This window comes from Acinetobacter sp. IK23 (genome assembly GCF_035615275.1).
GTDB classification, from domain to species: Bacteria; Pseudomonadota; Gammaproteobacteria; order Pseudomonadales; family Moraxellaceae; genus Acinetobacter; species Acinetobacter seifertii.
Window position 1 is genome coordinate 63,909 of the sequence record NZ_JANBNX010000006.1, and the last position, 12,812, is coordinate 76,720.

General features: G+C 40.9%; 9 protein-coding genes. 3 read left to right on the forward strand and 6 right to left on the reverse strand.

Annotated elements, in window-relative coordinates:
• Positions 1-34: 34 nt before the first annotated feature.
• Entirely contained in the window at positions 35-1,666 is a 1,632-nt protein-coding gene (locus MSG95_RS06555; RefSeq protein WP_004703132.1) for an inorganic phosphate transporter, read from the reverse strand.
• A 465-nt stretch (positions 1,667-2,131) separates the two neighbouring features.
• Between MSG95_RS06555 and metH the strand changes: the two genes are divergently transcribed.
• Positions 2,132-5,818 carry a methionine synthase gene (gene metH / locus MSG95_RS06560; RefSeq protein WP_324624717.1) on the forward strand — a complete coding sequence of 1,229 codons (3,687 nt, stop codon included), beginning with the start codon at positions 2,132-2,134 and terminating at the stop codon, positions 5,816-5,818.
• A 79-nt stretch (positions 5,819-5,897) separates the two neighbouring features.
• Here metH and MSG95_RS06565 read toward each other — a convergent pair whose 3' ends face one another.
• The 4 genes from MSG95_RS06565 to MSG95_RS06580 all read right to left on the reverse strand — a co-directional run bounded on the left by MSG95_RS06565 (position 5,898) and on the right by MSG95_RS06580 (position 9,907).
• Positions 5,898-6,902 (reverse strand): transketolase family protein, encoded by a 1,005-nt coding sequence (locus MSG95_RS06565; protein WP_324624718.1) that lies wholly within the window; start codon positions 6,900-6,902, stop codon positions 5,898-5,900.
• Between the two features lie 10 nt (positions 6,903-6,912).
• On the reverse strand, positions 6,913-7,758 hold the full coding sequence (locus MSG95_RS06570; RefSeq protein ID WP_239967642.1) for a transketolase: 846 nt from the start codon (positions 7,756-7,758) through the stop codon (positions 6,913-6,915).
• Between the two features lie 20 nt (positions 7,759-7,778).
• A complete protein-coding gene (locus MSG95_RS06575) occupies positions 7,779-9,080 on the reverse strand; it encodes an MFS transporter (protein ID WP_324624738.1) in 1,302 nt (433 codons plus the stop codon).
• A 77-nt stretch (positions 9,081-9,157) separates the two neighbouring features.
• The gene (locus MSG95_RS06580; RefSeq protein ID WP_174744430.1) at positions 9,158-9,907 is read right to left on the reverse strand and encodes an SDR family NAD(P)-dependent oxidoreductase; all 750 of its coding nucleotides are present in this window, start codon (positions 9,905-9,907) and stop codon (positions 9,158-9,160) included.
• Between the two features lie 184 nt (positions 9,908-10,091).
• On the opposite strand from MSG95_RS06580, the gene MSG95_RS06585 reads away from it, so the two are divergent.
• Positions 10,092-10,967: a LysR substrate-binding domain-containing protein gene (locus MSG95_RS06585; RefSeq protein ID WP_081037658.1), complete on the forward strand. Its 876-nt coding sequence runs from the start codon at positions 10,092-10,094 to the stop codon at positions 10,965-10,967.
• A 14-nt stretch (positions 10,968-10,981) separates the two neighbouring features.
• Here MSG95_RS06585 and MSG95_RS06590 read toward each other — a convergent pair whose 3' ends face one another.
• A complete protein-coding gene (locus MSG95_RS06590) occupies positions 10,982-11,428 on the reverse strand; it encodes a hypothetical protein (protein WP_324624719.1) in 447 nt (148 codons plus the stop codon).
• A gap of 192 nt (positions 11,429-11,620) precedes the next feature.
• On the opposite strand from MSG95_RS06590, the gene MSG95_RS06595 reads away from it, so the two are divergent.
• Positions 11,621-12,766, forward strand: a complete 1,146-nt coding sequence (locus MSG95_RS06595) for an aldose epimerase family protein (RefSeq protein ID WP_324624720.1) — start codon at positions 11,621-11,623, stop codon at positions 12,764-12,766.
• Positions 12,767-12,812: the final 46 nt, after the last annotated feature.

Here is a 12,812-nt window from a genome sequence, read left to right on the forward strand (position 1 = left end):
AATCATAGTGGCTTTTTAGATTTAAACAGACAACTTAAATGAACTTTAAGAACAACCAATATAAACCACCTGACAAACAGATAGTCGCAGGTAAAGTAAATATCCAAGCTGATAAGATTGTTTTAACAGTATTAAAGTTTAGACCTGATTTATTTGCAACCATGGTACCTGCAACAGCACTGTTTAAAACATGTGTAGTTGAAACTGGCATACCTAAACCATCTGCTGCTGCAATTGTACTCATTGCAATAAGCTCAGCAGACATTCCTTGACCATAAGTCATATGGTTCTTACCAATACGCTCACCTACAGTTACCACAATGCGTTTCCAACCGACCATAGTGCCAAGACCAAGCGCTAATGCAACTGCAACTTTAACCCAGTTTGGAATGTACTGTAAGAATGAATCCAAGCTACCACGATAATCTTTCACAAGCTTTTTCTGTGAATCATCCATTTTTGGTAAAGCATCTGCTTTGTCCAAACGTTTAAACGTGGTTGTGCTTAAATACATGTCATTACGAATTTCACTAATCGCAGCTTCAGGAATATCCTTTAAGTCGCGATAGCTAGAAACACGAGCACCTAAATGGTCAGTCATACTTGCCAATGCAGGTACAACTTCAGGTGTTTGTTGCTTGGTTTGAATATATTTAGTTAAAACTTCACGCGCTTTTTCATCAGTCAATTCTTGCTGATTATGGTTTAACAAAACAGCAGTTTGAGAAGAAAGCTGGTGGAATGACTGAACCTGTTGTGTATCTAGGTTTTTATTGATTGAATAAGCTAATGGTACTAAACCAACCAAAATGAGCATGATGAGTCCCATACCTTTTTGGCCGTCATTTGAACCGTGTGCAAAACTTACACCTGTACAGGTAAAGATTAAAATTGCACGAATGATTGCTGGAGGTGGCTTATTACCTTCAGGTGGCTGAAATAATTCTAATTGGCGTTTAAAAATAGTTTTAACCAACAAGAATAAGATTGCTGCAAAAGCAAAACCAATTAAAGGTGAAAATAATAATGCCTTACCTACTTTAATCACCTGATCCATATCTACACCACTGGTCGTTACGCCAGTTGATGCACTCAATAGATGGTTCATAATACCCACGCCCAAGATTGAACCAATCAAGGTGTGAGAGCTAGAAGCTGGGATTCCTAAGAACCAAGTACCAAGGTTCCAAAGAATTGCAGCGATTAACAATGCAAATACCATTGCAAAGCCAGCACCGCTACCCATATTCATGATAAGTTCAACAGGAAGCAATGCAATGATGCCATAAGCAACAGCACCACTTGCGACCATTACCCCAAGGAAATTACAAAAACCAGCCCACATGACTGCAACTGGTGCCGGCAATGCATTTGTATAAATGACCGTTGCAACTGCATTGGCAGTGTCGTGGAAACCATTTACAAATTCAAAGCCCAATGCAATGAAAAGCGCAGTAGATAAAAGAATAACCGAATAAAGGCTCAAAGGTGGAACATGCGCTAAATCAGCACTAACCTGAAACCCAATATAAATAAGTGTTGCAACAATAATCGTCAGAAACACCGGCATAAAAAATTTCGGTGTTGGGACGTGTACATTCGTCGATTTTGCTTGCAGGTTTGCCGCAAGTTTTGAATCCGAAACAGGGGGTAGATTAGAATTCATGCAGACGGTAAGAGGATAATAAAATCCTCTGTATTCTTAAATTAAATTATGACAATTATATGACAAAGAGCCGCCTGATGAAGTCAATTTTTTATATTTTGACCTCATTTGATGCACCTTTCCTCGCTATTTTTTATTTTTTCATTAAAATACAATAGTTTAAATCATTATTTATAAGCTCCTTTTGTGCTTATTTTTACAGCAAAAAAATAAATAAAATGACCCATATGTTTATTTTTCATACAAAGCAACTGTAATATTTCGGCATATTGGGCATGAAATATTTCAATATCATGATCATTTGATGAATATTTCATGAAAATTCTTTCATTTTTGTCATAAAACCGACTCTTTTTACTAATTTTTTACTCATCGACTCGTGACCTTCGTAGGTCATCATTTGTGCTGCTATTCTGTTACAATAGCGCCGCATTTTTAAATTCATATAAAAGATCGGGGTTTTCTATGTCTACGCTTGCCACCCTAAAAGCGCTTCTTGCTAAACGCATTCTGATTATTGATGGTGCCATGGGAACGATGATCCAGCGCCATAAGTTAGAAGAAGCCGACTACCGTGGTGAGCGTTTTGCCGATTGGGCACATGACTTAAAAGGCAACAACGACCTTTTAGTTTTGACACAACCTCAAATCATTCAAGGCATTCATGAAGCTTATCTTGATGCTGGTGCAGATATTATTGAAACCAATAGCTTTAACGGTACGCGTGTTTCAATGTCTGACTACCACATGGAAGATCTTGTTCCAGAGATTAACCGTGAAGCAGCACGTTTAGCCAAAGCAGCTTGTGAAAAGTATTCAACTCCAGACAAGCCGCGTTTTGTAGCAGGTGTACTTGGGCCAACTTCGCGTACTTGTTCAATTTCACCAAATGTAAATGACCCTGCTTTTCGTAACATTACCTTTGATGAGCTAAAAGAAAACTATATTGAAGCGACTCATGCGCTGATTGAAGGCGGTGCAGATATCATTCTGATTGAAACCGTATTTGATACCTTAAACTGTAAAGCGGCAATTTTTGCGGTAAAAGAAGTCTTTAAACAAATTGGTCATGAATTACCAATCATGATTTCAGGGACCATTACCGATGCATCGGGCCGTACCTTAACAGGTCAAACTGCCGAAGCGTTCTGGAACTCTGTACGTCATGGTGACTTACTATCAATTGGTTTTAACTGTGCGCTTGGTGCAGATGCAATGCGTCCTCACGTAAAAACCATTTCCGATGTCGCAGATACGTTTGTTTCAGCACACCCAAATGCGGGCTTACCAAACGCTTTTGGTGAATATGATGAAACACCAGAACAAACTGCTGCATTCTTAAAAGAATTTGCAGAAAGCGGCTTAATTAATATTACTGGTGGTTGCTGTGGTACCACACCTGATCATATTCGCGCCATTGCCAATGCAGTAAAAGACATTGCACCTCGCCAAGTACCTGAAACAGTTCCTGCTTGTCGTTTGAGTGGTTTAGAACCATTTAATATTTATGATGACTCATTGTTCGTGAACGTGGGTGAACGTACTAACGTTACTGGTTCGAAAAAATTCTTACGTTTAATCCGTGAAGAAAATTTTTCCGAAGCTTTAGAGGTTGCACAGCAACAAGTGGAAGCTGGCGCTCAGATTATCGACATTAACATGGATGAAGGGATGCTCGATTCGCAAAATGCGATGGTACATTTCTTAAACCTTGTGGCATCTGAGCCAGATATTTCACGTGTGCCAATCATGATTGACTCATCAAAATGGGAAATCATTGAAGCTGGCTTAAAATGCGTACAAGGTAAACCCGTTGTTAACTCGATTTCATTAAAAGAAGGTTATGACGAGTTTGTCGAAAAAGCTTGCCTGTGCCGTCAATATGGTGCTGCCATTATTGTGATGGCCTTTGATGAAACAGGTCAGGCCGACACTGCTGAACGTAAACGTGAAATCTGTAAACGTTCTTATGATGTCTTGGTTAATGATGTTGGCTTCCCTGCTGAAGATATTATTTTTGACCCGAACGTATTTGCTGTAGCAACAGGTATTGAAGAACACAACAACTATGGCGTCGATTTCATTGAGGCCACAGGTTGGATTAAACAAAACTTACCACACGCCATGATTTCTGGTGGCGTGTCGAACGTTTCATTCTCGTTCCGCGGTAACGAGCCTGTTCGTGAAGCCATTCACTCTGTCTTCTTGTACCATGCCATCAAGCAAGGCATGACCATGGGTATTGTAAATGCCGGTCAAATGGCCATTTATGATGATATTCCAGCCGAGCTAAAAGAAGCAGTTGAAGATGTCATCTTAAACCAAAACCAAGGTGAGTCTGGTCAAGCTGCGACTGAGAAATTGCTTGAAGTCGCTGAAAAATATCGCGGACAAGGTGGTGCTGCCAAAGAAGCTGAAAACCTTGAATGGCGTAATGAGTCAGTCGAAAAACGTCTTGAATATGCGTTGGTTAAAGGTATTACCACTTATATTGATCAAGATACAGAAGAAGCGCGCCTCAAAGCTAAACGTCCTTTAGATGTAATCGAAGGCGCTTTGATGGATGGTATGAACGTGGTTGGTGACTTGTTCGGTTCAGGCAAAATGTTCTTACCTCAGGTTGTGAAATCTGCACGTGTTATGAAGCAAGCTGTGGCTTGGCTCAACCCGTACATTGAAGCTGAAAAAACAGGCAGCCAATCTAAAGGTAAAGTCCTCATGGCAACTGTTAAGGGCGACGTACACGATATTGGTAAGAATATTGTTGGCGTAGTACTTGGCTGTAATGGTTACGACATTGTTGACCTTGGCGTGATGGTACCTTGCGAGAAAATCTTGCAAACTGCAATTGATGAAAAATGTGACATCATTGGCTTGTCTGGTCTGATTACGCCATCTTTGGATGAGATGGTATTTGTTGCGAAAGAAATGCAGCGTAAGGGTTTTAACATTCCTTTATTGATTGGTGGCGCGACTACTTCTAAAGCACACACAGCAGTAAAAATTGATCCTCAGTATCAAAACGATGCGGTGATTTATGTGGCTGATGCTTCACGTGCTGTAGGTGTTGCAACGACCCTCCTTTCTAAAGAAATGCGTGGAAACTTTATTGCAGAGCATCGTGCTGAATATGCCAAAATTCGTGAACGTTTAGCCAACAAACAACCAAAAGCGGCCAAACTGACTTATAAAGAGTCGGTTGAAAATGGTTTTAAAATTGATGAGAGCTATGTACCACCAAAACCAAATCTTTTGGGAACACAAGTCCTCACCAACTACCCGCTTGCAACCCTTGTAGAATATTTTGACTGGACACCATTCTTCATTTCTTGGAGCTTGGCAGGTAAATTCCCGAAAATTTTAGAAGATGAAGTGGTGGGTGAAGCGGCAACTGACCTTTACAACCAAGCTCAAGCAATGTTGAAAGATATTATCGACAACAACCGTTTTGATGCTCGTGCTGTATTTGGTATGTTCCCAGCACAGCGCACTGACGCAGACACCGTCAGCGTATTTGATGAAGCTGGTCAAAATGTTACACATACTTTTGAGCACTTACGTCAGCAATCTGACAAAGTGACAGGTAAACCAAACTTGTCTTTGGCAGATTACATTCGTAATGACCGTGAGCAACAAGATTACTTAGGCGGATTCACTGTATCGATTTTTGGTGCAGAAGAATTGGCGAATGAATACAAAGCCAAAGGTGATGACTACTCTGCAATCTTGGTTCAATCATTGGCTGACCGTTTTGCTGAAGCTTTTGCAGAACACTTACATGAACGCATTCGTAAAGAGTTCTGGGGTTATAAAGCTGATGAACAACTCAGTAATGAAGAGTTAATTAAAGAGAAATATGTCGGTATTCGCCCTGCACCGGGCTACCCTGCTTGCCCAGAGCACTCTGAAAAGGCAGTGTTATTTGATTGGTTAGGTTCTACCGACAAAATCGGTACTAAACTGACTGAACACTTTGCAATGATGCCACCATCTTCGGTAAGTGGTTTCTATTATTCACATCCACAAAGCGAATACTTTAACGTGGGCAAAATCTCTCAAGACCAACTTGAAGATTATGCAAAACGTAAAGGTTGGACACTGGATGAAGCGAAGCGTTGGTTAGCGCCGAATTTAGATGATTCGATTGCTTAAGTTTTTCAATCACCCTGATTAAAAATAGGGCGTGAAGGAAATTCCATCACGCCCTTTTCAATTCTAGAGTTTAGTCTTTTTACTTCAAATGTGACTTAATCTTCTCTTTAACTGCTTCAGTTGAAATACCATAGCGATCATGTAAAGTGGGTAATGCCCCTGCATCTAAAAATGCATCTGGTAAACCAATCATGTCAAAACAAGGATGTTGCCCATTTCTTAGAAGTAGTGAGCCGACAGCTTCGCCTAAGCCGCCAATGACTGAATGATTTTCAGCAGTTAAAACAGGACGGCCACCTTTTGCGACTTCATCCAGAATGGTTTGTTCATCTAAAGGTTTAATCGTAGGTACATGCAACACTGAAACCTCAATGCCCTCTTTTTCAAGCTCTTCCGCTGCCTCAAGCGCACGCATGGTCAATAAACCAGTCGAAATGATGAGTAAGTCTTTACCCGGCTTAATCACCTGTGCCTTACCCAATTTAAACTGGTAATTGTATTTATCGAGTACTAATGGAACCTGCCCACGTAATAAACGCATATATACAGGGCCATTATGAGCGGCAATTTGTGGAATCGCTTGTTCGATTTCTAAGGCATCACATGGGTCAATGACCATCAAGTTCGGCATAGCACGGAAAATTGCAATATCATCCGTTGCCTGATGACTTGGGCCGTAGCCCGTGGTTAAACCCGGGAGTGCCGCGACAATTTTGACATTGAGGTTATCTTCTGCAATGGCCATACAAATAAAGTCATAGGCACGGCGTGATGCAAACACGGCATAAGTTGTTGCAAAAGGAACAAATCCTTCACGAGCAAGTCCTGCTGCTGCACTCATCAAAAGTTGTTCTGCCATACCCATTTGGAAAAACTTGTCTGGGTTTTCTTTAGCAAAAATATGTAGGTCAGTATATTTTGATAAATCTGCTGATAAACCTACGATATCGTCACGCTCTTTTGCCAAGGCATTGAGTGCATGGCCAAATGGAGCTGGTTTGGTCGGTTGCCCCTCGGCAGCAATAGAAGCAATCATTGCCGAAGTGGTTAGTTTTTTCTTAGGGGGATTGGCTAACTGGCTCATGGTATATTCCTTACTGTCCGTAGTGGGTCAAAATATTTAAAGCGTCATCCCATTCATGTTCATCAACACGAATGAAGTGTGTTTTTTCGCGGCTTTCCAAGAACGACACGCCCTTACCCATCTTGGTGTCACAAATAATGACACGTGGGCATGTTCCCTCATGGTTTCGTGCTTGGTCGAATGCTGTAAGTAAAGCTTCCACGTCATTGCCATCTACGCGTTGGGTGTACCAACCAAATGACTGCCAACGATCAACAATTGGTTCAAACGCTAAAATTTCGCTTGAGTGCCCATCTGCCTGCTGATTATTCACATCAATAATCGCAATCAAGTTATCTAATTTCCAATGAGAAGCAGACATCACAGCCTCCCATGTTGAGCCTTCATTTAGCTCTCCATCGGACAGTAAGTTATATACAAAAGCATCTGATTTTTTCTGTTTTAGCCCTAGACATGCACCGACCGCAATTCCAAGACCATGTCCCAATGAACCACCGGTAATTTCCATGCCCGGTGTATATGAAGCCATGCCCGACATTGGTAGACGACTGTCATCAGCTCCATAAGTTTCAAGTTCTTCAAGCGGGATAATTTTTGCTTCAATTAAGGCTGCATAAAGTGCAATCGCATAGTGCCCAATAGAGAGATAAAAACGGTCACGGCCTTCCCACTCAGGGTTTTCTGGCTGATATTTCATTGCATGGAAATAAGATACGGCCAGTAGATCTGCGGCACCTAAAGCTTGTCCGACATAACCTTGACCTTGTACTTGCCCCATACGTAAAGCATGTTGGCGAATGTGGTAGGCACGTTGTTGCAACTCGGCAATTTGGCCTGCTTTATCAATATTTAACATTGTCATTTACTATTTCCTTATTAACGATTGACCAGTTTTGCTGGAACACGCAGAACCAGACTGGCACCGAAAATTAATACTGCCGTGATTAAGAACATGCCGATTGCATTTGAACCAGTGTTGGTGGTGATCCAACCAATTAGATAAGGTGAGCAAAAGCCTGCGAGGTTGGCGAAGCTATTGACGGCTGCAATACCTGCCGCAGCGGAAACACCACCTAAAAAGTTGGTCGGTAACATCCAAAATAAAGAAGATGCCGTCAGCACACCTGAAGCTGCGATGCAAAGGCAAATTAAAGAGAGCGTTAGATTTGAAGCGAATAAGGTCGCAAATGTGAGTGCTATAGCGCCTGCACACATCGGGATAATTAAGTGCCAGCGGCGTTCTTGGAAATGGTCACCACTACGCCCTGCCAAAATCATGACCACAATGGCGCACATATAAGGCAGACTGGTGAGCAAACCGATATGCCAGTTATCACTAATGCCCGAGTTACGAATGAGAGTTGGTAGCCAAAATGTAATGGCGTATTGCCCCATCACGACACAAAAGTAAATGCCTGCCAGTAGCCATAAACGTTTATCTACAATGAACTCTTTGACGCTAGCATGACCTTCTTTGTGCTGGTTATCCTGAGCAAGTTCTTGCTTCACCAAGTTCTTTTCGTCTTGGGTTAACCAGTTGGCGTCTTGAACTGAATCTTTTAAAACAGCCAGTACAAGCAGGCCAACAAGTACAGTAGGAATGGCTTCAATTACAAACATCCACTGCCACCCAAACCAGCCATGTACGCCGCTCATTCGGTCCATGATTAAGCCTGAAAGTGGTCCACCAATCATTCCTGAAATTGGAATCGCGATAAACCAAAGTACGGTCATGCGTGCACGGCGGTAAGATGGAAACCAATAAGTGAGGTAGAGCAACAAACCCGGAGCTAGTCCAGCTTCGGCGACACCCAATAAAAAACGTAAGGTGTAAAATTGCCATTCGGTTTGAACAAAAGCAAAACAGCCTGACAAAATGCCCCATGTAATCATGATTCGGGCAATCCAACGTCTTGCCCCTACCTTATGGAGTACGATGTTGCTTGGCACTTCACAAAGAAAATAACCAATAAAGAAAATCCCTGCACCTAGTCCATATACAGCTTCACTAAACTGTAAATCGCTCATCATTTGGAGTTTGGCAAAACCCACATTTACTCGATCTAAATAGGCACAAAAATAACAAAGCATTAAAAATGGCATGAGCCGAAATGCAATTTTTCGATACGCCGATTTACGAATCGTTGTATCTACTTCAGATGAAAATACTGTATCCATCATGCGAATCCCTTTACATTTGGCCACAGTATCCTCTTGTGACCATCATTCTATTTTTAGTTTTTAAATGACAAGCGTTAATGAATCAGCATGCCACCATTTACATCGAGTGTTACGCCAGTTAAGTAAGCTGACAGATCACTTGCCAAAAATAATGCTGCATTTGCAACATCTTGCGCTTTACCTAAGCGGCCAAGTGGAATACCTGCCAAAATGTCGTGACGACGGTTATCATTCATTAAACCGCCAGTAATATCAGTCTGAATTAGACCTGGAGTAAGAGAATTTACACGAATCTGATCAGCACCAAACTCACGGGCCATCGCTTTTGCCAGACCTAACACGCCTGCTTTGGCAGCGCTATAGTGTGGCCCGCCAAAAATACCACCACCGCGTTGTGCTGAAACTGAAGATAGACAGACAATACTTCCACCACCGTTTGCTTTCATAGATGGAATAACAGCTTGCGACATAATCAGTGTTCCGCGCAGGCTGACATCTAAAATACGGTCATAGTCACTGCGCTGAATATCGAGGGTTTTAACTGGCTGAGTAATACCAGCATTGTTAATTAAAATATCAATCTTGCCATAGTGCTGTAGTGCTTGTTCAACAGCTACTTTGACCTGTTCTTCGTTCGCAACGTTTGCAGCAAGACCTAAATGTCCTTCACCAAGCGCTTTTGCAGCGTTTTGGCTTTGAGCAAGATCTAAATCAACAATAATGACTTTGGCACCCTGTTGTGCAAAGATTTCTGCGGTTGCTCGCCCAATTCCACGTTCTGATGCTGCACCCGTAATTAATGCCACTTTTCCTTGTAGTAACATGTTCAATCCTCTTTTACGCTTTATTTCCTGAGTTCTGACTTAGAATCTCTTTTTTCACAAAGCCCAGCAATCAGCTCAAATTCAATAAGACATGAAAAAAATTCATGCCTGTGCTATTTTCAAATAAGTTTTAGGGATAAAAATGGATCATTTCATGGATAGCAGTGAAAACAATTTCAACCAAATGCCCTCAATTAAAACATTACAGGCTTTTGAACAAACCGCCCGTTTCGGCAATGTTGCCAAGGCAGCCGAGCATTTGAATCTCACGCCTTCAGCAGTGAGTCATCAAATTGCTAAGCTTGAAGAAATGATTGGGCAGAGTTTATTTATTCGTGGTGCGCGTGGTGTGACGCTGACCCCTTCTGGTGAGCGCTATTTTCAAGATGTCACCACCATTTTGCATAACCTCATGTTAGCCACGGAAAAAGCTGCCGATAAAAGCCCGAAAGACAGTTTATATATTCATTCATCCCCAAGTTTTGGTTTGCTTTGGTTGCTCCCTCGCCTCGAGTCATTTAAAGAAAAGTTCCCCATGATTCAGGTCAACTTGTCATGTTCTTATGAAAATTTACACTTTACCCGCGACAAGATCGATATTGATATCCGTCACGGTTTGCCCAACTGGACAGGGGTAGAAATCAGAACGATTCGTAATGAAAAACTAGAAGTACTTGCATCTCCTAAGCTACTTGAACGTAGTCCAGTAAATAAACCTCAAGATTTATTAAAGAAAGAACTGATTTTATCGCGTTCAACTTTAGTTACTTGGCCCCAATGGTTTGCCCATCAGGGTTTAAGCATTCCTGAGTTTCCCTACACTTTGAGTTTTGACCGCTCTTATATGTCACTTGAAGCAGCTACACATGGACTAGGTTTTGTTTTGGAGAGTAATTTGCTTACTCAAAATTATTTGGAATCTGGGAAATTAGTTAGAGTTTTCGCAGATGAATTATCAATTCCTATTTCTGCTCATCATTTGGTGTATCCGCGAACGCATCAATTTATTCCTAAAATTGAGCTTTTTTTAAACTGGATTCATGATGAGTTGGCAGATTGAAAAAAAGTGATTTCTTAAAGGATCTGAATTTGCTCAACTCTTAAGTGATGCATCATCTCTCGAACAAATACAAAGTAGGTAAAAATATAAAGCTGATTTGGAGCCACTTGGCTTGTGTAGTAGCTCAAACGCTCAATAAAACTATTAAATCCATATTCAAGCTCAATACGGCTGATTTGCTTTTTAGCACTAAAAAATAACTCACTGAGTTGTGCCATGGCGGTATCAGACGTAACAGCTACACCACTTATCTTTAGATTTCTAAGTGGCTGTGACTCGATGATCTCTTCAATGAAATAAATCATCTTTTCGATAGCCAGCTCATCAATAACACCATGACTCATACTTTTTGCATCAACAAAACTCAAGCCCTGCTCAATTTGAATGTGCTGGTTGTCTATGTCGAATGACAGGCCATTAAGACCAAGCGAAAATTTTAAAACCGAGTCGGGATGATTCATAATAATAGCTTACCGTTGAATTTTACTAATCGAGTGATTTTGTTCATAGTCTTAAGCTGTGTGAGTTTGTTCAATACTTAGCATTAACTACTCGATTATTATTAACACTATATATAATAAAAACCTCTTTAAAAAGACGAAAAATCACTCTTATATTCATCCAGTCCAATTATTAAAAAATAGAGTATAAGCATGAAAAAATTAGCAATTTTAGGTGTTACGGTTTATAGCTTTGCACAACTTGCAAATGCAGCAACATTAAATGTAAAACCCTATGGTACGACTCAAGACGGTCAAAAAGTTGATTTATACACCATGAGCAATAATAAGGGAGTCTCAGTTTCTTTTATCAGTTTCGGTGGTGTAATTACCCAGATTTTGACTCCCGATGCACAAGGTAAACAAAATAATATCGTTTTGGGCTTCGATGACCTAAAAGGCTATGAAGTCACTGATACCAAGGAAGGCATTCATTTTGGCGGATTAATTGGTCGTTATGCGAACCGGATTGGTAATGCTAAATTTAGCTTAGATGGAAAAACGTATAACCTTGAAAAAAATAATGGGCCGAATTCATTACATAGCGGGAATCCGGGTTTTGATAAACGTGTTTGGCAAGTTAAACCCCTCGTTTCCAAAGGTGAAACCGTTAAAGCTTCGCTTAAGTTAACCAGTCCAAATGGTGATCAAGGTTTTCCCGGAAAGTTAGATGTAGAAGTGATCTATAGTCTTTCAGATCGAAATGAATTCCAAATTGAATATAAAGCCAAAACTGATCAGCCTACAGTCGTTAACCTCACCAACCACAGTTATTTCAATTTGTCAGGCGCTGGGAACAATCCTTATGGTGTACTCGATCATGTGGTACAACTCAATGCAGACCGTATATTGGTAACCGATCAAAACTCTTTACCAACAGGTGAAATTACTTCAGTTGCAGGTACACCTTTTGATTTTCGGACGCCTAAAGCAATCGTAAAAGATATTCGAGCGAATCATCAGCAATTGGCCTATGGATATGGTTATGACCAAACTTGGGTAATTAATCAAAAGTCTCAAGGGAAATTAAATCTTGCAGCTGTTGTGGTTGATCCAAAATCTAAACGAACCATGCAGGTTTTAACCACTGAACCAAGCGTTCAAATGTATACAGCCAATCATTTACTCGGAAATGTTGCTGGTGCAAATGGCGTCCTCTATCGACAAGCAGATGCGTTAGCATTAGAAACACAGCATTTTCCAGATAGTCCGAATCAACCATCCTTCCCTTCTACACGTTTGAACCCAAATCAAACTTATAACAGTGTCACTGTATTTAAATTTGGTGTTCAAAAATAGTATTGTGAATTGACACTATATTTATTTAAAAAAGACTCTCAGCTGA

What these genes read in the sequence shown, in the direction of transcription:
- MSG95_RS06555 (WP_004703132.1), bottom strand. Translation starts at nt 1,666, where the DNA reads ATGAATTCTAATCTACCCCCTGTTTCGGATTCAAAACTTGCGGCAAAC.
- metH (WP_324624717.1), top strand. Translation starts at nt 2,132, where the DNA reads ATGTCTACGCTTGCCACCCTAAAAGCGCTTCTTGCTAAACGCATTCTG.
- MSG95_RS06565 (WP_324624718.1), bottom strand. Translation starts at nt 6,902, where the DNA reads ATGAGCCAGTTAGCCAATCCCCCTAAGAAAAAACTAACCACTTCGGCA.
- MSG95_RS06570 (WP_239967642.1), bottom strand. Translation starts at nt 7,758, where the DNA reads ATGTTAAATATTGATAAAGCAGGCCAAATTGCCGAGTTGCAACAACGT.
- MSG95_RS06575 (WP_324624738.1), bottom strand. Translation starts at nt 9,080, where the DNA reads ATGGATACAGTATTTTCATCTGAAGTAGATACAACGATTCGTAAATCG.
- MSG95_RS06580 (WP_174744430.1), bottom strand. Translation starts at nt 9,907, where the DNA reads ATGTTACTACAAGGAAAAGTGGCATTAATTACGGGTGCAGCATCAGAA.
- MSG95_RS06585 (WP_081037658.1), top strand. Translation starts at nt 10,092, where the DNA reads ATGCCCTCAATTAAAACATTACAGGCTTTTGAACAAACCGCCCGTTTC.
- MSG95_RS06590 (WP_324624719.1), bottom strand. Translation starts at nt 11,428, where the DNA reads ATGAATCATCCCGACTCGGTTTTAAAATTTTCGCTTGGTCTTAATGGC.
- MSG95_RS06595 (WP_324624720.1), top strand. Translation starts at nt 11,621, where the DNA reads ATGAAAAAATTAGCAATTTTAGGTGTTACGGTTTATAGCTTTGCACAA.